The organism is Nocardia sp. NPDC004860, from assembly GCF_040609015.1.
Lineage (GTDB): Bacteria > Actinomycetota > Actinomycetes > Mycobacteriales > Mycobacteriaceae > Nocardia.
In genome coordinates this window covers 1-20,288 of sequence record NZ_JBEXJI010000034.1, presented here as the reverse complement: position 1 = coordinate 20,288, position 20,288 = coordinate 1, and the positions used below count along the sequence as shown (strand labels likewise).

Sequence of the window (20,288 nt, the reverse complement as noted above, 5' to 3'; positions counted from 1 at the left end):
CTTTCTCGATTCGCGGGCGGTTCAGGAGATGCCGAGCTCGGAGCCGATGAAGTCGATGAGATCGGCGTCGGAGGCGGACTCGGACAGGGCGGGAGTGGCGTCGGGGTCGGTTGCGGTGCCGCCGGATTCGCTGGCCAGCCGGTGCAGTCGGTCGAGTGCGATCGCGCGATCGGCGGCCTGGAGTTCGGTCGCGGCCAGCCCCGCGGCCACGCGCTCGAGGTCACCGAGCAGGACGTCGAGCAAGGAGGGTCGCGCCGGGACGATCCGATCGGCGATGAACGCCGTCAGGGCGGTGACCGTGGGATGGTCGAAAACCAGTGTGGCGGGCAGATCCAGGCCGGTGCGCTGGCGCAGTCTGTTGCGCAACTCGACCGACGACAGCGAGGTGAAGCCCTGATCGCGCAGTCCGCGATCGTCGTCGACGGCGTGCGGATCGGTGTGACCCAGCGCCGCCGCGGTCTCCTCCTGCACCAGGGCGTGCACCCGGCGGTGGCGCTCGGCATCGTCCACGTCGGCAAGCTGTTCGGCGAGCCCGGCCGGGGCTGCCGCGGGCTCGGTGGCAGGCAGCAGACCGGTCAGCAGCCGGGCATGGATCGGATCGGCTGCCGCCCAATCGATGTCGGCAACGACGATCTCGGTCTCGCCTCCGGTCACGGCGTGTTCGAGGGCGGTGAGGGCCTGCGCGGGATTCATCGGCCGCAGCCCTCCGCGCCGCAGTTGCCCGGCGGCCGCACCCGCGATTCCCGCGCCCGCCCAGTGTCCCCACGCGATCGCCGTGGCGGGCAGGCCCAGGTGGCGACGGTGTGCGGCCAGTGCACCGAGGACCGCGTTGCCGGGCGCGTAATTCGCCTGTCCCGGTGCAGGAATCACGCCGGTGACCGAGGAGAAGAGCACGAACGAGGACAGCTCGCGGTCGCGGGTCAGCTCGTGCAGGTACAGCGCCGCGCTCACCTTGACCCGGTGCACCCGTTCGATGCGCTCGCGGTCGAGGCTGTCCGCCAGACCGTCGTCGAGCACCGCGGCGGCGTGCACCACGTCGGTGAGCGGCCGATCGCCCGGGATGCTCGCCAGCAGGGCCGCCAGCGCGCTCCGATCTCCGACGTCGCAGGCCGCCACCACCGGATGCGCTCCGGCAGCGGACAATTCGGCGATCAGCTCCGCCGCGCCGGGGGCCTGTGGCCCGCTCCTGCTGACCAGCAGCAGATCGGTGACCCCGTTGCGGGCCAGGCGGCGCGCGATCCGGCCGCCCAGCGCGCCGGTCCCGCCGGTGATCAGCACCGTCCCCGTCGGACGCCAGCGGCCGCCGGCCCGAAGACTGCCCGGCCGCAACCGCTTCACCCAGGTCCGGCCGGCGCGTATCGCGAATTCGCGTTCGCCGCCGGTGTTCCGGAGTGCGCCGACGACCTGATCCGCGGCGCGGGTGCCGGATTCGGCGGGCACATCGAAGACCGCGCCCGCGCCCAGGCCGCCCTCGGTGGCCGCGGCGGCGGTGAAAGCGGCGTGCCACGCCCCTGCGGGATGGACGTCCGCACCGACCGCGTCGGTGTTCTGCGCAATGTCCTCGGTGTCGAGGGCGAACGCTTCGCTGGTCAGCACCGCGAGGGCGATGACTCGTGGGTCGGCGGCCGCGGATTGGGTGAGTGCCATCGCGGCTGCGGCGAGATCGAGATCGAACGCCGGGCCGGTGCCACGTGCCGCGAGTGGCAGCAGGGACACCACCGTCAGGGTCTCGCCGGGCACGTCGGCCAAGGCCGCGGTCAGCGCGGATCTCGTTGTGGTCGAAGGGCTGATCCGCAGCTCGGCGAGCTGGAGGTCGTCGAGCGCTGCGCGCAGGGCTGCGGCCCAGCCGTCGGCGGCGCCGTTGGCGGGGGTTACCAGCACCCAGGTGGAATCGTCGTCCGATGTCGCGGTGGCGGGTGTGAACGGCTCCCATCGGAGGCGGTACACCCACTCGTCGGGAGTGCGGCCGGCTTCCGCGCGCGGTGCGTCGGTCCAGTACCGCTCACGTTGAAAGGCGTAGGTGGGCAACGCGACCCGACGGGCTTGCGGCACGATCGCGGACCAGTCCACGCGATGTCCGTGGGTGAACACGGTGGCGGCGGCTGTCAGCAGGCCGGTGGTCTCGTCACGGTCGCGGCGCAGCGCGGAGAGCACGGTGACGCCGTCGAGCGTGCTCGCCAGGGCCGGGGCCAGCACGGCGTCCGCGCCCAGTTCGACGACCAGCCCGATCCCGGTCGCCGCCAGCGTGCGCGCCGCGTCGGCGAAGCGCACGGTGCCGCGCAGATGGCGGACCCAGTATTCGGGATCGGCGAGTTCCGGGCCGGTCGCCGCGCGGCCCGTGTGGTCGGACACGACGCGCGGACCGGTGGCGGCCGCGAACGTCAGGCTCGCGACCACCTCGCGGAACTCGTCGAGCACGGGATCCATTGCCGCGGAATGGAAGGCGTGCGATACCGCCAGCCGTTTCACCCGCCGGCCCGCCGCCGACAGGCAGCCCGACACCTCCGACACGATGCCCTTGGGGCCCGAGATCACCACCGCGCGGGGACCGTTCACGGCGGCGACCGAGACCGTGGCCGTCGCTTCGGCGGCGGCGATCGCCGCCAGCACCTCGTCCTCGGCGGCCTCCACCGCCACCATGGCGCCGCCGGCGGGCAGCCCGTCCATCAGGCGGGCGCGGGCAGCCACCAGCCGCGCGGCGTCCTCGAGCGAGAGCACGCCCGCGACGTGCGCGGCCACCACCCCGCCGATCGAATGCCCCACCACCGCCGCGACCTCGACGCCCCACGACTCCCAGAGCCGGTAGAGCGCGACCTCCACCGCGAACACCACGGACTGGGTGTAGATCGTCCGGTCGATCAGTCCCTCGGTGCCGGGTTCGCCGAAGGCCACGGCACGGACCGGGAAATCGACCGCCGCACCGAGATACCGGTCCAACAGCGCCACAGCGGCATCAAAGGACTCGCGGAACACCGGAAACCGCTCGGACAACTGCCTTCCGGCTCCGGCACGCTGGCTCCCCTGTCCACCGAACACCACGCCCACCGCACCGTGCGCGGAGTCCGGTCCGGTGATGGCGTTCGGTGCCGTGCCCTGTCCGGCGAGAGCGTTCAGTCCGGTGCGCAAGGACACGTCACCATCTGCGATCACCACGGCGCGGGCGGCGAACGTGGCCCGATGCCGAACCAGGGACGACGCCACGGCCGTCGTAGCGAGCACACCCGCCCCGGCGACGTGCGCGGCGAGACGATCCGCCTGCGCGCGCAGGGCGGCCGGAGTCCGGCCCGACAGCACGAACGGCAAGGGCCCCACCGTGCCCGGGGCCGACTCGGCGACCGGCACGTCGGGCGCTTCCTCGATGATCACGTGCGCATTGGTGCCACTGATCCCGAACGACGACACCGCCGCGCGCCGGGGCCGGGCACCACGCATCCACGGCCGGGGCTCGACGACCGGTCGCAGAGCTCCGGCCTGCCAATCCACGAGCGGGGAGGCCGGTTCGGCGTGCAGTGTGGCGGGAATCAGCTGATTCCCCAGCGCCAGCACAGTTTTCGCGACGCCCGCGGTGCCCGCGGCGGCCTGGGTGTGGCCGATGTTCGACTTGAGCGAACCCAACCACACCGGCGCAGTGCGGCCCTGTCCGTACACCTCCTGGAGGGCCTGGGCCTCGATCGGGTCGCCGAGCGCTGTCCCGGTGCCGTGTGCCTCGATCAGATCCACGTCGGCGGCCGTCAGTCCGGCGTCAGCGAGCGCCGCACGGATCACCCGGCGCTGGGCCAGGCCATTGGGTGCGGTCAGACCGTTGGACGCGCCGTCCTGGTTGATCGCGCTGCCGCGCACCACCGCCAGCGCCTCGTGCCCGAGCCGACGCGCCTCCGAGAGCCGTTCCACCAGCACCAGACTCACCGCCTCGGACCAGCCGGTGCCGTCGGCGCTGGCTCCGAATGCCTTGCACCGGCCGTCCGCGGCCAGTCCACCTTGCCGGGCGAACTCGGTGAACATGCCGGGACCGGCCATGACCGTCACCCCGCCGGCGATCGCGAGATCCGCCTCCCCCGCACGCAGTGCGCGAACCGCCAGGTGCAGGGCCACCAGCGAGGACGAGCAGGCCGTGTCCACGGTGAGCGCCGGCCCGGCCAGCCCGAAGGTGTAGGCCACCCGGCCGGACAGCACGGACGGCGCGGTTCCGGTCAGACCGAATCCGGCTGCCGCGCCGCTTATTTCGTGCAGGCGTGGACCGTACTCCGAAGGGCTCGCGCCCAGATACACCGCGGTGCGACTGCCGTGGAGCGAGTCCGCGACGATGCCCGCGCGCTCGAACAGCTCCCACACCGACTCGAGGACCAGCCGCTGCTGCGGGTCCATCGCGACGGCCTCGCGCGGTGAGATGCCGAAGAACTCGGCATCGAAATCAGCTGCCTCGCCGAGGAATCCGCCTCGCTGGCCGGGTTGCCCGATGGCGGCGGCGAGAACGTCCAGGTCCCAGCCCCGGTCGGCCGGGACGTCGCCGATCGCCTCGCCGCCAGCCGCGAGCAGATCCCAGAGTTCTTCGGGGGAACCGTGTCCACCCGGAAACCGTCCGCTCACCGCCACGATGGCGATGGGCTCGGCGGCGTCGATGGGGCGGCCCGGTGCCGGTGTGACACCGGCCGGATGCTCGGCCCGAGATCCGGCGCTCGCCTGCAACCTGTCGTCGAGGTGGGCGGCGAGGGCCGAGGGGGTCGGGTAGTCGTAGACGGCGGTCGGGACCACCGCGACTTCGAGCTCCCTGGTCAGCAGCGTGGCCAGCTCACCCGCGCCGAGGGAATCCAGGCCGAGATCCCGGTAGGTGCTGCCGATGTCGACCTGTTGTGGATCGGTGTAGCCCAGCACCGCGGCGGTCGCCCCGCGTACGGTCTCGGCGACCGATACCGCGCGCGGCGCCGCCTGATCGACCGGCACGGGAGCCTGCGCGGAATCCGCCTCGGACCGAGCGGCATCAGCGCGCACGGCGGACTGGGAGGGCGTATCGACCCAGTACCGCTCGCGTTGGAAGGGATAGGTGGGCAGATCGATCCGCACCGCGGGTGGTATCAGTGCGGTCCAGTCCACCCGATGCCCGTTCGTGTAGACCACGGCGGTCGCGGTCAGAAGTGCGGTCACCTCGTCGCGGTCCTTGCGGAGGGCGGCCGTCGCGACGGCCTGTCCGAGGTCGGGCAGCGTGGCCGTCACCATCGGAGTCAGGACGGCGTCCGCGCTCAGTTCCAGGAACACGCCGATGCCGTCGGCGCGCAGGGCGCGTACGACGTCGGCGAAGCGCACGGTGCCGCGCAGATGGCCCGACCAGTACTGCGGGCCGAACGCCTCCGCCGCGGTGAGCCGGGTGCCGGTCGCATCGGACACGAACGTCAACTCCGGTGCGGTGAAGGACAATTCGGCGAGCGCGGCCTCGAAGTCGGCGAGGATCGGATCCATCGCCGCGGAGTGGAAGGCATGCGACACCGTCAGGCGTTTCACCCGCCGCCCCGATTCCTCCAAGGTCCGGGCGAGCGTCGAGACCTCGGTGTCCGGGCCCGAGATCACTACCGCCCGAGGGCCGTTCACCGCCGCCACGGCCACGACACCGGACTGTCCGGCGGCCTCGATCGCGGCGCGCACCTCCGTCTCGGCGGCTTCGACCGCCACCATCGCGCCACCGGCGGGCAGCGAGCCCATCAACCGGCTCCGCGCCGCCACCAGGCGCGCGGCGTCCGGGTGGGAGAGCACACCGGCCACGTGAGCGGCGACCACTGCGCCGATCGAATGCCCGGCCACCGCCGAGACTTCGATCCCCCACGACTCGAGCAGCCGATACAGCGCCACCTCCACCGCGAAGATCACCGGCTGGGTATAGATCGTCCGATCGATCAACCCTTCGGTGCCGGGGTCGCCGAAGGCGACGGCGCGTACCGAGAAGTCGACCGCCGCACCGAGATACCGGTCCAGCAGCGCCACCGACGCGTCGAAGGACGCACGGAAAACCGGGAACCGCTCGTACAACTGCCGCCCGGCGCCGGCCCGCTGGCTGCCCTGCCCGCCGAACACGACACCCACGGCGCCGCGCGCGCCCGACCCGGTCACGAGCCCGGCCACCGTGCGCCCCTCCGACAGTGCGGTCAGTCCGGCCACCAGGGCAGACGGGTTATCGGCCAACATCACTGCGCGGGTGTCGAATTCGACCCGATCGCGAATCAAGCCGGAAGCCAGCGCCACCGGCTCGGGCTCGACGTCCGCCGCGAACCCGGCCAGTCGCGCACCCTGAGCACGCAGTGCGCGGCTCGAATCGGCCGACACCACGAACGGCACTACACCGTCGACGAGCGTGCCCGGCCACTCCGATCGGTCATCGGCGTCCGGCTGCCGCCAGTCCCCGGTGCCGGCCAGCGCCTGCTCGACGATCACGTGCGCGTTCGTTCCGCCCATGCCGAACGAACTGACACCGGCCACCAGGGTGCGGTCGGGGTGCGGCCACGGGCGCGCCGCGGTCACCACTCGCAGGTTCGACGCCGCCAGATCCAATGCGGGATCGGGGTTCTCGTGCCCGAGCGTTGCGGGCAGCTCGCGATGCCGGAGGCTGAGCACCGTCTTCAACAGACCAGCCAGTCCCGCCGCACCCTCGAGGTGGCCGACGGTGGGCTTGACCGATCCGACCAGCAGCGGGTCGCCCGCCGGGCGCGCGCGGCCGAGGGTCTCGGCCAGCGCCGCCGCCTCGATCGGATCTCCGGCGCGGGTCCCGGTGCCGTGCAGTTCCACATACTGCAGATCGCCCGGACCGATCCCGGTCCGCTCCAGAGCCCGCAGGATGGCCGCAGACTGCCCAGCGGCAGTGGGCACCGTGAACGACCGGCCGCCACCGTCATTCGTCACCGCAGTGGACCGAATCACCGCATGAATCCGATCCCGTTCCGCGACAGCGCGATCCAGCGGCTTCAGCAGGAACACCACCGCCCCCTCACCTCGCACATACCCGTCGCGGCCCGCGTCGAACACCGACGCCCGGCCGGTCGCGGAGACGCCGCCGAAGCGCTCGGCGCTCAGCGCGCCCGCACGGGTCAGGTTGAGGTTGACCGCTGCCACGAAGGCCGAGTCCGATTCGCCCGCAGCCAGACTCGCGCAAGCAAGATGAACGGCGGTCAATCCCGACGACTGACCGGAGTCGACCGTGAAGCTCGCACCGCGCAGGCCGAAGGTGTAGGAGAGGCGATTGGCGAGCGCACCGCGGCTCACGCCGGTGAGGGTGTGCCTGGTGATCGCGGCCTTCCCGCCGTCCCGCACCAACTCGGCGTAATCCGCGGCCATCGCCGCCGCGAAGACCCCGGTCGCGGAATCCCGGAGATCGGTGATCGGGACATTCGCGTCTTCGGCTGCCTCCCAGGCCAATTCGAGCAGCAGGCGCTGCTGTGGATCCATCAGCCGTGCCTCGGCCGGCGAGATGCCGAAGAACGACGCATCGAACTCATCGACCTGCTCGAGGAAGCCGCCGACCAGGCCCGCCACGTCACCGCCCGCCGCCGAGCGGGTCCGAGCGGGCACTCCGAGCGAATTCCCCGCCGATTTCAGGAGATTCCAGAATTCGCCGGGATTGTTCGCTCCCGGCAACCGGCACGACACACCGACGATCGCGACAGCCCGGGAAAACCCTGCATACCGAAAATCATTCACAGCAGATCAGCTCTCCTCATGATCCGGAGAAAATTCGAGCATCACCCCACCCGGAACGCTCCACGTGAAGTCATTGTGCGATTCGAATTGACGAACCAACAACCGGAGGTGGCGGAGGTCACATCACCTGTGTGCGCTCGAATTATGCTGTGCTACAAGCTGTTTCATGACACGATCGCCATCGCCGATATGCATTCATCCGTAAGTCCGATCGATTTCCCGGGAGCGCGTGCGGAGGAATATCATCCGCCGAGCAGAAATTCATTGCAATCTCGGAGATTCAAAGGGCGGCACACTGATTCGAACTCGGGTTAGATGGTCCACCAGCGTCGACCAACCCGAAGGTGACTGTACGGTATGCCTGATCCGCTGGATTTGCTGCACTTGCGCACACTCGTGACCATCGCCGATACCGGCGGCTTCCGGCGCGCGGCCGACGCGTTACACCTGAGCCAGCCCACCGTCAGCCAGCACATCCGGATGCTCGAACGGCGACTGAAGTGCACACTCGTCGAAAAGGACGGTCGCACTTCACGTTTCACGCCAGAGGGTGAGCGACTGGTGGTCGAGGCCCGGCGGCTGCTCGCGGCGCAGGACCGGGTCCTGGCCCGGTTCGCCGAATCGCCGCGGCCGCAGATCAGCATCGGCTCCACCGAGCACGCGGCCGACGGTCTGCTGACCGATCTACTCGGCGTGCTGCGCACCACCTACCCGGAGGCGAGCCTGCACTTCCGGATCGACCGATCCACCGCACTGACCGATGCCGTGATCAAAGGCGTCCTGGACCTGGTGGTCGTGCTGGGCGGCAACACCGCCGAACCGGTCGGGACCGAGGTCGGCCTGCTCGATCTGCAGTGGTTCGCCGCACAGAACTGGCAGCTGCCGCCCACGCCGGGGCCGATCTCGCTGGTCGCCTTCGCCGAACCGTGCGGGCTGCGCCGCCGGGCCGTCCACGCCCTCGGCGAACTCGGCTATGAAGTCTCGGTGACCGCGGAATCCGGCAACCTCGACGGACTGCTGGCCGCGGCGAAAGCGGGCCTGGGTGTCGCGCTGCTGCCGTTCCTGTCCGCGGCGCCATGCGATCTCACCTCGGTCGGCGAACTGCCGGAGGTGGGTGCGATCGACGTCCGGCTGGTCACCCGGCGCGGGCTCGAGGATCACATCGAGAGCATCGCGGTCGAGGCCATCACCGCCCACTACCGGTCGATCTCCCGCGGCGGGCTGCGCGGCGTGGCCTGAACCGGGTTCGCGCCGGCCCGCGGGCTTCCGCCCCCGGTCCGTCGGGCCGGAGACCGACGGACCGGGAGCGCTCGCCGGCGGGCGAGAACGATGACCTACTTGGCCGGCGTGAACGGCGCGTTGATGGTCGTGAAGTACTGAGCCGCAGCGAGGATCGCCACCGGCGCGGTGATGAACAGCTGACCGATCACGGTTCCGAGAAATCCGACCACAGCGACGCCGCCGATGCAGCCGCCGACGGCCGCGGGCAACGCACCGAAAAGGGCGGTGAGAGCACCGGTCAGGGTACCGCCCACCGCACCACCGATCACGCAGCCGATCGCGGCCCCCGCCAGTCCGCCGACCGCAGTGCCGATCGTCGCACCGGTGCCGATCGTGGTGACCATGCGATTCCACGCCGCCTGTTCACGGTCGTACGGCGTCTTGAACGGTGCCTGATCCTCGTACGGCAGGGCCACCGGTTGGTACACCGCGTGGGCCACATCGAATTGCGGAGTAAGGGTCGCGGTGCGGTCCTTGATCTCGGCGGCGATAGGGAAGACGAAATCATCCACCCGAAACGACAATTCGGTTCCGGCCAATGTGGCACCGTTGGCGGCTTTCACCTTGAAGACATTGTTCTCCACCACCAGCGAACCCGAATCGGTCGTGATGGTCGTCGTGGTATCGGTCGCCGTCGCGTTGTAGGCGACGACACCTTCGTCGGCATGACCAGGGGCGGCGCCGGCGGTCCCGGTCGCCGCAGCCAGTACAGCAGCACTGACCAGTACTGCGGCGCCGGCGACTTTCTTCATGCGCATGTGTGCGTCCTGCTTTCTACTGTCGAACACGCGGACAGCAGCAAGCATTGGACAACCGATGAAGTTTGCGGAGAATAAGAATCAGCTTGATCATCGAAACCGATAGGCGTTTCGACTCGTCACTTATCAGCAAATGCAGTCGAACTCCGACACACAGGAACCCATCGCCGTTCAAACCACTGTTGCCGGCCGCGAATAGGCCGGTTCGACTCCACCTGAATGCGACGGTGATGAGCCGCCTTACAGCCTGTCGTCGACTGCGGCTGCGAGCACACGGCACCGCCAGTACTCGCGTTTCGTAATGGAAAACCGTTGGAGCACTGTCGATATGACTACCGCGAGAACCGTGTGCCATTTCTTCCTGGCCGGATGATGTTGGTAGGACACGGAACTGGATACGACGTGGCTCCGCCGGATACGAGGAAGCCCTTGGTAGGGCGACTGTCGACCAAAACAAGCTGCACCCCAAGGTCTTCCCGTTGCCGTCCTTCTTCGATCCGAAGAGCCCGTGGCAGCGCGGCAGCAACGAGAAGACGAATGGTCTGTTGCGTCAATACCTTCCCCGCCAGGTAGACTTACGCACCTACAGCCAAGCCGATCTGGATGCCATCGTGACGAACTCAACGGACGCCCTCGAACCCTCGGATTCCGCACACCGTCACAAGCACTCGACGAGATGTCCGCACCGACGACCGGATACTCGCACTATCCTTCGCCCGATGCTGAGCGCCGATTCAGCTGTTGTAGTGCGTGATTCTGACGGTTGAGCCGATCGGTCGCGTACATCACGACGACCTATGTGGCCTGGTCGAATGCTCGCCGATAGATCTCGTCGATGACCGGGTTCTTGGCCAGATTGTAGTCAACGGGAGTGCCGGCTGTTCTCGCGGCGATCTCGCGTTTAGCGTTGTCATAGAGATCTCGGTCTTCTGGGTGGCTGCGCAGCCAGTCTCGAAACACCAAGTGCCGGATGTGTTCGGAAGTGTTCGGGCTGAACACATGGAGGTTGACCGCCGGGTCGGCGCGCGTGAGCATTCGATGCCGATGCCAGTGCGGCTCTCGCATGACCAGACGGAATCCTGCCTTTTCCAGCCCGGGGAGGTAGGCCGCCTCATCTGCGGAATCCCTGACGATAAGGTCGATGTCGACAATGGGCTTGGCGGCCAACCCCGTAACCGCTGTGCTGCCGACATGCTCGATCGCCAGGGCCCGGTCGCCCAGGGCGCGGCGGATCAGATCGGCTTGTTCGTCGAACAGCTCCGGCCAGCATGGATCGTAGGCAGCGAGAACTATCGGTTCGAGTCGTGGCGGCTCGCCATCGACCCACGCGGCAGCCATCTGCTCTGGGGTACTTATCAATCGCTGTGTTACTTCGGGCGGAAACGACACTGCGCACAACCTTCTGGAATTGGAAATGGCAAGTTGTCCAGGCTAGCGCATCGAACTCCATGGCCGGACTCCGAAGCCGGGGCGCCGACTCCGACCGTCACAAGTCCCGCAGGCCAGACGTCCACTCATCAGCGTAAGTCGTTTTGTGATGCTCCTATAGATGTCAAGCAGGTTCGGCTGGTTGGTGCTGCGGAGGATGTTCGGTGAGCGCGTGGTAGACCTCGCGGGCGATGAATCGTTTGAGGCAGCGGATGATGTCCTTCTTCGAAATCCCTTGTGCGGTGCGGCGTTCAACGTAGGCGTGGGTGCGCGGGTCATGGCGCATGCGGACCACGGCGATGGTGTAGAGGGCGTTGTTGGCTGTCCGGTCACCACCGCGGCCCCGGCGGTGTCGGCGGGTGCGACCGGATGAGGCGGGGATCGGGGCGACGCCGGCCGGTGCGCGAACGCGGCTTCCGAGCGCATGTCGCCGGCGCTGGTGTTCCTGCGCCGGTGAGCATCACGGCGGATACGGTATCCCGCAGCGACTGGTACCAGACCGGCCGCAGCACCCTCAAACGATACGAGAAGACCCAGATCGACCAATTGATCGTCTCCGCCGGACTGATCCCCGTACGCCAGCACGTGCCCCGACCCGCGCCGATCCCCAAACTCGCCCCGGTGCAACCGTCCCACCCGCGCCCGCGGCCCACCTTGCTCCCACAGCAACTCCCCGCGACACTGCCGACCCCCGCGCCGGTGCCGGTCGCCGATGTTCGCCCGCCCGCGCCGATCGCGTCGCAGCGCCTGGTGCCCGCTGTTGCCTCTTCCGCCGACACGAGGTACGCGCCCGGCGACAGCTGGACGAGCCGCCGGTACACGCCGCCTGCGACATCCACCCCCGGCGCGGAACCGCCGTGCAAGCGGCGTGGGCATGGCCCTTGCAGCCGCCGCGGCCGGGATTGCGGCAGTCGTGGTCGGTATCTCCTCCATGCCCACCAACCATCCGGCCGCCCATCCCACTAGAACGAGCCAGGCCGGTATCCCGGTACCTGCTATCCAGCCCCAACAAGAGCCGTCCACCGATGCACCGGCAACCCGCCAATTGCCGCCCGGCTGCTATCCCTTGCAACCCGGTTGCTGACGCGACGCGGGCACGGCGAGCAGTTGCCACAGTAAAGCGTCACGCTTTACCGTGGTGGCATGGCGAAACTGAACATCAGCCTCCCGGACGCGACCGCCGAGGCCCTGCGCGCGACTGCGGACGGCAACGTCAGTGCCGAGATCAACCGGGCCGTTCTCCAGCGGCTCGCGGACAAGGAGTTGCGGCGCATCGCCGCACACGAGCAGGACAACCCACCGAAATACAGTGATGCCGACCTGCTGCGCATCGGTATGGGCATGCCCCTGTGAGGGAACTGCGCCAGGGCGACACCTACACCATCGCAGCCGGTGACGGCTATCTGACAGTGGTAATCGTCGATGGCCAGGCGCTTCTGCGCCATCGGGATGTCGCGCTGGCGGTGCCGGTGGTCGACGCCCGCGAGATGCCGCGGGATCTGCGGATCTTCTCGGTGGGCTGGGACGAAGGCCGCGTGCTCGCGGTACACCGGTTCATACCCTGCGTGCGATCGGTACTCGAGGCCGGGACCTACGACGGGACTGTGACCACCGAGATGCTCGACTTCATCAAGGTGGTGTTGGCCGTGCGATTCGACCTCTGACGGCGGAGCATCTGACGGTCCCGCACCAGATCGACTAGCCGAGGCGCACGGCAGTCCACGAAGGAAGCGGCACAATCGGGCCGCTGCGCTCGACGACGTAGGCGACTTCGTCGACGACCGGAGCCCGGCCCGATCAGGTAGCGACCGGGGCCGCCGATCGCGCTGCTACCTATATTCGGCGTGTCGGATACTCAGTCCCCGTGGTAGTCTCGAACGGTCCAGGGGTAGTCTCGACCGGGTGCCCGTAAAACTCTATTACGCCCTCGCGCAGTTGATGGCTACCGCTGGCGTTGACCTCACGCCGGACCAAGTCACACAACTGATGCGACGGTGGTTGGCCGGGCAGCGTCGGGCATGGGGCCAGCCCGCCCACGACCCCGCGACCGGCTGGCAGATGTATCGGCTGTGGATCCGCGCCGACGAAGGACAAATCGTCCAGGTCACCGGCCGGATCGCCCCGCCGGACTTCTACATCGTCGATGTCCGCCCGTTGACCGCCGCCGAAACAGCCGAATTCACTCAGTGGGAGGCCCGCAATGATTGACAACACCACCCACACCAATGACGTCTCTCCGGAGGAGATGGCGCAGATCCTCGCGCGTCTGCAGCCCGGCAGCGAGCCCGCGGTACCGGCGACCGGGGCCGAGGCCACCTCCGGCGCCGGCATGGTGGCGCGGTCGATCAAGTTGCCGCAGGACCTTGATCTGCGTGTCGAGATCCGCGCCGGTGAACTCGGCATGTCCAAGAGCGCCTACTACCGTTGGTTGGCCGAGAAGGACCTGAAGAACGCCTATAGCGACGAGCCGGAAATGGTGCCACTGGACCAGGTTCGACAGATCGCAACCAGCGCCGTCGACGAAGCCCTGGCGCGGCTGTCACATCGGCCCGGTCACGCCGCCTGACCACAACCTCCCTCGCTTGCTCCAGAGCGGGCGTCGTTGGCCGGAACGCGAAAGGGCAGCTCGCAGAGCAGGAATCGCGGGAACAGCCCGAACCGGCGGCCGATTGGACTCCGGGCGGAGCGATCCCACGCACCCGCAACCCCGCGTCGGCGACATACCGAACGTGGGCGAAGGCGCATGCCGTGATCTCCGGTGCGCGCCCCGCCCCGGCCGATGGCAGAAGGTCAGCAGGCCGTCCTGCGACAGGCGGGATTCGGCCACGTCGAGTCGCCGCATGGTGATCCGGTCAGTCGGTGCGCAGCCCAACGCCCGGCGCGGCCGGGCATTCACCAACTCCAACCACGCGCCGAGCTGTGTGTTGAAATCGCTTGGGCCGGTGAATGTTCGGCCCGGCAGGAATGAGCGTTCGGCCCTGGCGACGGTACTGATCGCGCCTCAGTTGGGGCGACGCCGGACCGCCCGGCATCCTTCGAAACCGCGCTCATCGACGGCGACATCATCGAAATGCGTTCGGTGCTCCCTCAGCGACGGGCCTGGTCGTGGGCTGATCTGAACAGACGCCGCTCGACTGTGCCCGTTCGGTTCAGAGACCCAGCTGGCTCAGCAGCGGTCCGATGATCGGCAGGGAATCGGCGCTGCCCGTGCCGCCGCCGGTGGCCGGATTGCAGTTCTGCCCAGCGGGCGCCTGGTCGACCACAGTAATTTCCTGAGGACCGATGATGCCCCCGCCGCCGGCCTGAATGCCTCGCCACCACAGGGTGTGGGTGCCACTGGTGGTGGGGGTCCAGGAAGCCGTGGCGTCCTGGCCGTGCTGGATGGGCTGCTCGCTGCCGATCATGGCTGCGGTGTTCAAGTTCTTGCCGTCAAGGAAGTAATAGGACGAGATACCGGTCTGAACCCTCGATGCCGGGACGGTAAGTGTGTACGTCTGGTTGACGCACCGGACCGTACCCGAAACCTGGATCCAGTCGTCGGCGGCGGCCGTCGAGGCCATCGACACCGTGGTCGCGGCCAAGACCGCTAGGCCGGCGGCGCACGAGCCCAGACGCGTCAGGCTTTGATACTTCAAATCGCACTCCTTGCTCTGGATGTTCTCACCAAATGTGTTGTTGCGCTGAGAAGGTCGGCTCGTCGTTCGGCAGAGTCACGGCATCAGATTGCAGGATTGACCCGACATGAGGCCCAGGGGGCACAGCAGAAGCACTCGCAGTATCGCGAGTTCCGATGAACTGACCGACCCGGTTGCCGCTGAACCGGAATCCTCGCCGGTGGCGATGGCGGCCGCGCTGGACTGCTCAGGGTCGACAGCGACAGGTGCGGCCTGCGCGGTGCCGACGGCGAGCACGCCAGCGATAAGACAGCTGACCAGTAGTTGTGGGAGTTGACTTCGCAGAACCGATTTCATCGTCGTCTCCTTCGGATTGCGCTGCGTAGAACTCTAGGAGGAGTCCTTCTCACAGGACTGCCGCGAATTCTGGGGGCCCGCAATCACGTAACGAGCTCGATCGACCGTCGGATAACCCACCCCGTCGGGCCGGCTCGCCTGCGCGGCCGAAGCCAGATCCGCCGTCGTCGGGTCGATTCGGCTCATTGGGAGACAGGACCTCATGCGGCGTAAGGCTGCTCGAGAGACCGCCGATCACCGGAACCGAACTCGCGCTGCCGGTTCCGCCGCCGGACGGGGGGTGCAACTCGACGTCGAGCTAAGGCAATCCCAGGAACGCCGGCCGCGGTGAGTGCGTCGTGCGGCGTACTCACCGCCGAGGACGAACGGGGCCTGACCCGACTGCTCTGGTCTCATGTACTGCCCTACGGCGAGGTCAAGATGAACATGAGCTCCCGGCTCGCGCTCGGCGGATAGGTAACCACGCGTCCTTTTTGACATGACCATCGACCGATGGATGTCGAGTCTGCGTTCTGTTACGGTACGGAACGTGTCGTTTCGTAATGAGCGTTCTGTGGACCCGGCCACTGGGGTGCGTACCGGACGTCCCCGGGATCGACTGCGCGAGGTCGAGATTCTCGCGTGCGTGTTGGAACTGCTCGGCGAGGTCGGTTATGACGCGTTGACGTTCGAGGCGGTCGCGCGTCGTGCCCGGGCGTCGAAGGCGACGCTGTACAGGCGCTGGGAGACCAAGCGTGACATGGTGGTCGCTGCGGTCAAGGCCGGCCCCGCGTCCGGCAACTCCGCCGACGCGGTGGATACCGGCTCCCTGCGGGGAGACTTGATGGCTTTGTGCCAACGGCTCGACACCACTATGCGCTCGGCCGACGCGACAATGAGCTTGATGCTGCTCCAAGCGGGCCTGGAAGACCCCGACTTGTGCCGCCATATCGAAGAAGTCACCGGGCCGACCGGGGCCAAGCTGCCGGCATCGGTGATGTCTGCGGCCATCGGCCGCGGAGAGCTACCAGCGGGCGCACAACCGTTCCCCTACGAAGAAATCGCCGGGTCAGTGCTGCTTCTGCGCAGGCTCAACGGGCTTCCGGCAGGACCTGAATACCTGGCGCACCTGGTCGACACCATCCTGATTCCCGCTCTGCGAGCAAGCGTGAGACCCGAACCGCCGCTGCCGGCCATCTTCTCCTGACGACACACTTCTCAACCCAACCAACGAAAGGTGCGCGCCCATGACGGGTACAACGATCGACGGCTTCGAATACCGACAGCTCCCCGGGGAAGGCGGCGTCCATCTGAATGTCGCCATCGGCGGTGACGGCCACCCTATCGTCTTGTTGCACGGCTTCCCGCAAACTCACCTCATGTGGCGGCACGTCGCCCGTGAACTCGCCGAGCGGTACACGGTTATCGTGCCCGACCTGCGTGGCTACGGCGCGAGCGACAAACCCGAAGAAACGAGTCCGGACACCTACTCGAAGCGGACCATGGCGCACGACATCGTCACCATCGCACGCGAAATCGGATACGAACAGTTCAGCCTGATCGGCCATGACCGCGGCGCTCTGGTCGGGGTCCGGGCCGCACTCGACCACCCGGAGAAAATCACCCACTTGGGGATCCTGGATGTCCTGCCGACCATGGATACCTGGGACGTGCTGCACGGTGTCGATGCAGCGGTCGCCTGGCACCTGTACCTGATGGCCCAACCAAAAGGCTTGCCCGAGCGGATGATCGAAGCAGTCGCCGAAGACTTCTTCAGCTCGTTCCTCGACGCCTGGGACCCCAGCGGAACCACATTCCCACCACACGTACGCCAGCACTACATCGACAGTTCCACGCGCGCTGTACCGTCCATCGTCGCCGACTACCGGGCCACCGCCGGTATCGACCTCGAGATGGACCGAGCCGACCGAAAAGCAGGCGCCCAGTTGGCCATGCCCGTGGCCGTGATCTCCCAGGACTGGGGGGCGCGCCTCGGATTCGACGCATCTGCCCTGTGGCAGCAATGGGCCCCGACCGCCACCTACAGGCCGATCGATGCCGGACACTTCATGGCAGAAGAAAAGCCCATGGATGTCACCGCCTTCATCCAGGAATTGGTACAACGCACACCCGCATGAGTTGACGGGCCTCACCATCCACATGACGCTGCCCTGACAGCTCGGCTTGGGGTGATCTCGGCCCGCTGACCTTCTCGTGTGCGTCGGTTGTCGGTGGCCACACATACACCGCCCACGGGCGATGCGAGGTCGGTGAAGGAACTGATCGGGTTCGTCGGCACCTCGGCTCGGTTTCGGGTCGAGGAGCATCGGCAAACGAAAGCCACGTTCGGGCCAGAGACCTCTCACAACCCGACACATCGACCTGAAGCTTGAAAAGCGTTATGCCACTTGCCGAATACACACCGAGCCAGGACAAGGATGGGCCAAGCATGACTGCGAACACGTACAACGGAACAGTTGGAACTTGGCATCCAGCGTCGGCTCTACCGCCACCATGGCCGCGGCGGCCCGAGCGATCGCGACCCGCGCCGATGATGCGCTCATCGACGAGCCGTTCGCCGAACCACTCGTCCGGGCGGTCGGCATCGACCTCCCCACCCGGCTGGCGACCAGTGAAACGGCCCCCGACGAGATGGTGGAGCAGATGTGGATCGAGGCCGAGGTGCGTACCCGGTTCTACGACTACGACGAGCTTTTTCCGCGACGCGACGAACGCGGGCATCAATGCCAACAGAATGGCGACCGAGGCAATGCAAGTACAGATGCAAGAATATTTGATCTTGATCTAAAGTTCTTGCGGTGCTGACGAACTGGTGGACCTTCTGATAATTCGAAAGAAGGTCCACCAGAGAATCACGGCTAGTGCCGCATCCGGGAAGGTTGATGCTGTAACCCCCGCCCGGGGTGGCGGGTTGATCATCGGCCGGTGACCGGTGATGCCGCCGGTTGGAGGTGGTGCCGGTGGCTCGGAAGCCGGATGGTGTTGGGGCGCGTTGCTGATTGATCGATGCAGCGAGGGGGAGACGTAGGCCCTGGCTACGTAGCATTCTGGTTGCATGTCACCCGTCGGCGAGGCGCTGGATAGTGACGCTGAGCCAGGCTTCGATGTCGGCGGGGTTGCCGAGTTCGGAGCGCAGGACCCGGCGACGGGTGGAGACGCCGAGCACGAAGGCGTCGATCGCGGCGGCTCTGCTGCGGGCTTCCGCATCGTCGAGACCGGTTTCGCGCAGATAGAGATACAGCGGCTGCAACGAGTTCGTGTCGAGGAAGGCGGCCAGCGCCTCGGCCGCCTCCGGACGCTCGCCGGACGCACGTTGCAGCACGAGCAGTGGATCCTCCGCCGATGCAGCCGACCAACGCTGGACGATGCTTGCGGCCAGTCGTGCGCCCAACTCGGAACGGTCGCCGTCGAAGGAGTTCGAGACTGGGATCTCCACCTGGGCTGCCGCTAGGAAGAGTCCGTCCTTGCCGCCGAAGTACCGCGTGATCAGGTTGGGTGAGACCCCGGCTGCGTCGGCCACGCCTTTGACCGTGACGGCCGTGTATCCGCGCTGGGCGAACTCGCGCCGCGCGTGTTCAAGGATCCGCTGACGGGTGGCGGCCGCATCGCGCACATTCATGTGTATCAACATACACATGATGTGTATGTTGATACACATGAATGACGAGACGCGGGAACGGCTCAGGCGGACACGGCGGGTAGTGATCCCGTGGAGTGAGGACGCAAAACGCGGCCTCGGCGGCACCCGCCTCGACGATCTGCTCGAACGCTGGGCGACCGTCTACGACTGGAGCGCGCACGAGCGCCGCATCGGCGAATTCCCCTGGGAGACAGTGCAGACGGGCAGTGCCGAACTACGAGTTATACACCAGCGATCTGCGAACCCGGACGCCCCGGCGGTCGTGCTGCTGCATGGATGGCCGGACTCTGTGCTGCGGTTCGAACGCGTCCTGCCCTTGCTTGCGGACATGCACGTGGTGGTGCCCGCGTTACCCGGTTTCCCGTTCGCTCCTCCGCTCACCACGCCCGGAATGTCGGTCAACCGGATCGCCGGGATCATCGCTGACGCCCTGCACGAACTCGGCTATTCCCGTTACACGCTGTCCGGCGGCGACGTGGGCGGCACCGTCGCGGAAGTCCTCGCGGGCGAGCACCCCGACCGCGTCGCCGCCCTGCACCTCACCAACATCGCCCCGCACCGCGCGCTCACCGCCGATCCTGCGACGCTCGCGCCAGACGCGGCGGCCTACCTCACACATGCGGCACGATGGTTCCGGACCGAGGGCGGCTATATCGCCATACAGTCGACCCGGCCGAACACCCTTGCCGTCGCCCTCTGCGACTCACCCGCCGGCCTCGCGGCGTGGATTGTCGAGAAGCTGGAATCCTGGTCCGACACTTCGGCTTTCACGCCAGACGAGCTGCTCACCTGGGTCACGGCCTATTGGGTCACCGGCACGATCGGCACCTCGTTCGCCACCTACACCGAACCGGTCAGCCTGCCCCGCCGCATCGAGACGCCGACCGTGTTGTCGGTATTCCCGCACGACCTCAAACCGGAGCCGCGAACCTACGCCGAGGAGTTCCTGAATATCCGCGACTACGTGAGACACCACGCAGGTGGCCACTTCGCGGCTTGGGAACAACCTCGGTCCTACTGCACCGATCTGCGCCGCGCGATCGAACTCGGCAGTTGAAAACCGCTGACCGACCTTCCGAACTCTCCGGGTACCCAGTGTGACTGCAATTCCGGAAAGCACGGACTTCAACCGCGTCACCGCTGTATCGTCCCGCCCACCGCGTGCCCGTCGTGCGGGCAACCCGTGACCGAGCAGGGCAACAGTCGAGAGCTGTACTGCACCAATGTTTCCTGCCTCGCGCAGACGGTCCGGACGACTGATCCACTGGGCGTCGCGCGCCGCCGCGGACATCGACGCGATCGGCCCGGATATTCGCTATGTCGACTTTAAGTTGACAGAAGCAACGGCCACAACCATTTTCGTGATGCCGTGGGCTCTGCGCCACCCAGGCATCACTGCGTTAGCGCCTGATTCCGTTCGACTGCACCACTACTCCCTAGTGCTGCGTTCCTCAATGATCGTGTATCTTGTTGCTGGTCTTGGTGGTTCGGGTGTGGTCGAGGTGGGTTCTGCCGAAGGTGTTGGTTGCG

The 20,288-nt window shown here is 67.4% G+C and carries 16 protein-coding genes and 4 pseudogenes; 12 read left to right on the top strand and 8 right to left on the bottom strand.

What is annotated here, in order from left to right:
• Nucleotides 1-21 precede the first annotated feature (21 nt).
• Nucleotides 22-7,680 (bottom strand): type I polyketide synthase, encoded by a 7,659-nt coding sequence (locus ABZV44_RS38460; protein ID WP_354847891.1) that lies wholly within the window; start codon nucleotides 7,678-7,680, stop codon nucleotides 22-24.
• 357 nt (nucleotides 7,681-8,037) lie between these two features.
• On the opposite strand from ABZV44_RS38460, the gene ABZV44_RS38455 reads away from it, so the two are divergent.
• Nucleotides 8,038-8,919 (top strand): LysR family transcriptional regulator, encoded by an 882-nt coding sequence (locus ABZV44_RS38455; protein WP_354847889.1) that lies wholly within the window; start codon nucleotides 8,038-8,040, stop codon nucleotides 8,917-8,919.
• Between the two features lie 95 nt (nucleotides 8,920-9,014).
• Here ABZV44_RS38455 and ABZV44_RS38450 read toward each other — a convergent pair whose 3' ends face one another.
• A complete protein-coding gene (locus ABZV44_RS38450; protein ID WP_354847887.1) occupies nucleotides 9,015-9,719 on the bottom strand; it encodes a hypothetical protein in 705 nt (234 codons plus the stop codon).
• 488 nt (nucleotides 9,720-10,207) lie between these two features.
• Here ABZV44_RS38450 and ABZV44_RS38445 point away from each other — a divergent pair.
• Nucleotides 10,208-10,473: pseudogene (locus ABZV44_RS38445) on the top strand (hypothetical protein); the annotation flags it as partial.
• A 41-nt stretch (nucleotides 10,474-10,514) separates the two neighbouring features.
• Here the strand turns inward: ABZV44_RS38445 and ABZV44_RS38440 are convergent.
• Nucleotides 10,515-11,057, bottom strand: coding sequence for a GrpB family protein (locus ABZV44_RS38440; protein WP_354847884.1), 543 nt, complete (start codon nucleotides 11,055-11,057; stop codon nucleotides 10,515-10,517).
• A gap of 214 nt (nucleotides 11,058-11,271) precedes the next feature.
• Nucleotides 11,272-11,579, bottom strand: a pseudogene (locus ABZV44_RS38435) (transposase); the annotation flags it as partial.
• 711 nt (nucleotides 11,580-12,290) lie between these two features.
• On the opposite strand from ABZV44_RS38435, the gene ABZV44_RS38430 reads away from it, so the two are divergent.
• The 4 genes from ABZV44_RS38430 (at nucleotide 12,291) to ABZV44_RS38415 (ending at nucleotide 13,713) form a co-directional block, all read left to right on the top strand.
• Nucleotides 12,291-12,500, top strand: a complete 210-nt coding sequence (locus tag ABZV44_RS38430; RefSeq protein WP_354847881.1) for a hypothetical protein — start codon at nucleotides 12,291-12,293, stop codon at nucleotides 12,498-12,500.
• On the top strand, nucleotides 12,497-12,811 hold the full coding sequence (locus tag ABZV44_RS38425) for a hypothetical protein (protein ID WP_354847878.1): 315 nt from the start codon (nucleotides 12,497-12,499) through the stop codon (nucleotides 12,809-12,811). The genes ABZV44_RS38430 and ABZV44_RS38425 overlap by 4 nt, the downstream gene beginning before the upstream one ends.
• 322 nt (nucleotides 12,812-13,133) lie before the next feature.
• A complete protein-coding gene (locus ABZV44_RS38420; protein WP_354847876.1) occupies nucleotides 13,134-13,355 on the top strand; it encodes a hypothetical protein in 222 nt (73 codons plus the stop codon).
• Entirely contained in the window at nucleotides 13,348-13,713 is a 366-nt protein-coding gene (locus ABZV44_RS38415; protein ID WP_354847873.1) for a hypothetical protein, read from the top strand. Before ABZV44_RS38420 ends, ABZV44_RS38415 begins: the two co-directional genes overlap by 8 nt.
• Nucleotides 13,714-13,992: 279 nt before the next feature.
• On the opposite strand, the pseudogene ABZV44_RS38410 reads toward ABZV44_RS38415, so the two are convergent.
• The 3 genes and pseudogenes from ABZV44_RS38410 to ABZV44_RS38400 form a co-directional block, all read right to left on the bottom strand.
• A pseudogene (locus ABZV44_RS38410) lies at nucleotides 13,993-14,121 on the bottom strand (IS21 family transposase); the annotation flags it as partial.
• Between the two features lie 175 nt (nucleotides 14,122-14,296).
• Entirely contained in the window at nucleotides 14,297-14,728 is a 432-nt protein-coding gene (locus ABZV44_RS38405) for a hypothetical protein (RefSeq protein ID WP_354847870.1), read from the bottom strand.
• A gap of 129 nt (nucleotides 14,729-14,857) precedes the next feature.
• The gene (locus ABZV44_RS38400) at nucleotides 14,858-15,118 is read right to left on the bottom strand and encodes a hypothetical protein (protein WP_354847868.1); all 261 of its coding nucleotides are present in this window, start codon (nucleotides 15,116-15,118) and stop codon (nucleotides 14,858-14,860) included.
• Between the two features lie 327 nt (nucleotides 15,119-15,445).
• Here ABZV44_RS38400 and ABZV44_RS38395 point away from each other — a divergent pair, with 327 nt between their 5' ends.
• The 4 genes and pseudogenes from ABZV44_RS38395 to ABZV44_RS38380 all read left to right on the top strand — a co-directional run.
• Nucleotides 15,446-15,574 carry a hypothetical protein gene (locus ABZV44_RS38395; RefSeq protein WP_354847865.1) on the top strand — a complete coding sequence of 43 codons (129 nt, stop codon included), beginning with the start codon at nucleotides 15,446-15,448 and terminating at the stop codon, nucleotides 15,572-15,574.
• A gap of 73 nt (nucleotides 15,575-15,647) precedes the next feature.
• Nucleotides 15,648-16,304 (top strand): TetR/AcrR family transcriptional regulator, encoded by a 657-nt coding sequence (locus tag ABZV44_RS38390; protein WP_354847862.1) that lies wholly within the window; start codon nucleotides 15,648-15,650, stop codon nucleotides 16,302-16,304.
• 40 nt (nucleotides 16,305-16,344) lie between these two features.
• Entirely contained in the window at nucleotides 16,345-17,235 is an 891-nt protein-coding gene (locus ABZV44_RS38385; RefSeq protein ID WP_354847859.1) for an alpha/beta hydrolase, read from the top strand.
• 376 nt (nucleotides 17,236-17,611) lie between these two features.
• Nucleotides 17,612-17,840, top strand: a pseudogene (locus ABZV44_RS38380) (class I SAM-dependent methyltransferase); the annotation flags it as partial.
• Nucleotides 17,841-18,176: 336 nt separating this feature from the next.
• Here the strand turns inward: ABZV44_RS38380 and ABZV44_RS38375 are convergent.
• Complete coding sequence (locus ABZV44_RS38375) at nucleotides 18,177-18,737, bottom strand: TetR family transcriptional regulator (protein WP_354847856.1); 561 nt, start codon at nucleotides 18,735-18,737, stop codon at nucleotides 18,177-18,179.
• Here ABZV44_RS38375 and ABZV44_RS38370 point away from each other — a divergent pair.
• The gene (locus tag ABZV44_RS38370; protein ID WP_354847853.1) at nucleotides 18,712-19,815 is read left to right on the top strand and encodes an epoxide hydrolase family protein; all 1,104 of its coding nucleotides are present in this window, start codon (nucleotides 18,712-18,714) and stop codon (nucleotides 19,813-19,815) included. The two genes, ABZV44_RS38375 and ABZV44_RS38370, sit on opposite strands and share 26 nt — an antisense overlap.
• 166 nt (nucleotides 19,816-19,981) lie before the next feature.
• The coding region (locus ABZV44_RS38365; protein ID WP_354847851.1) for a hypothetical protein at nucleotides 19,982-20,288 on the top strand (307 nt) is incomplete at its 3' end.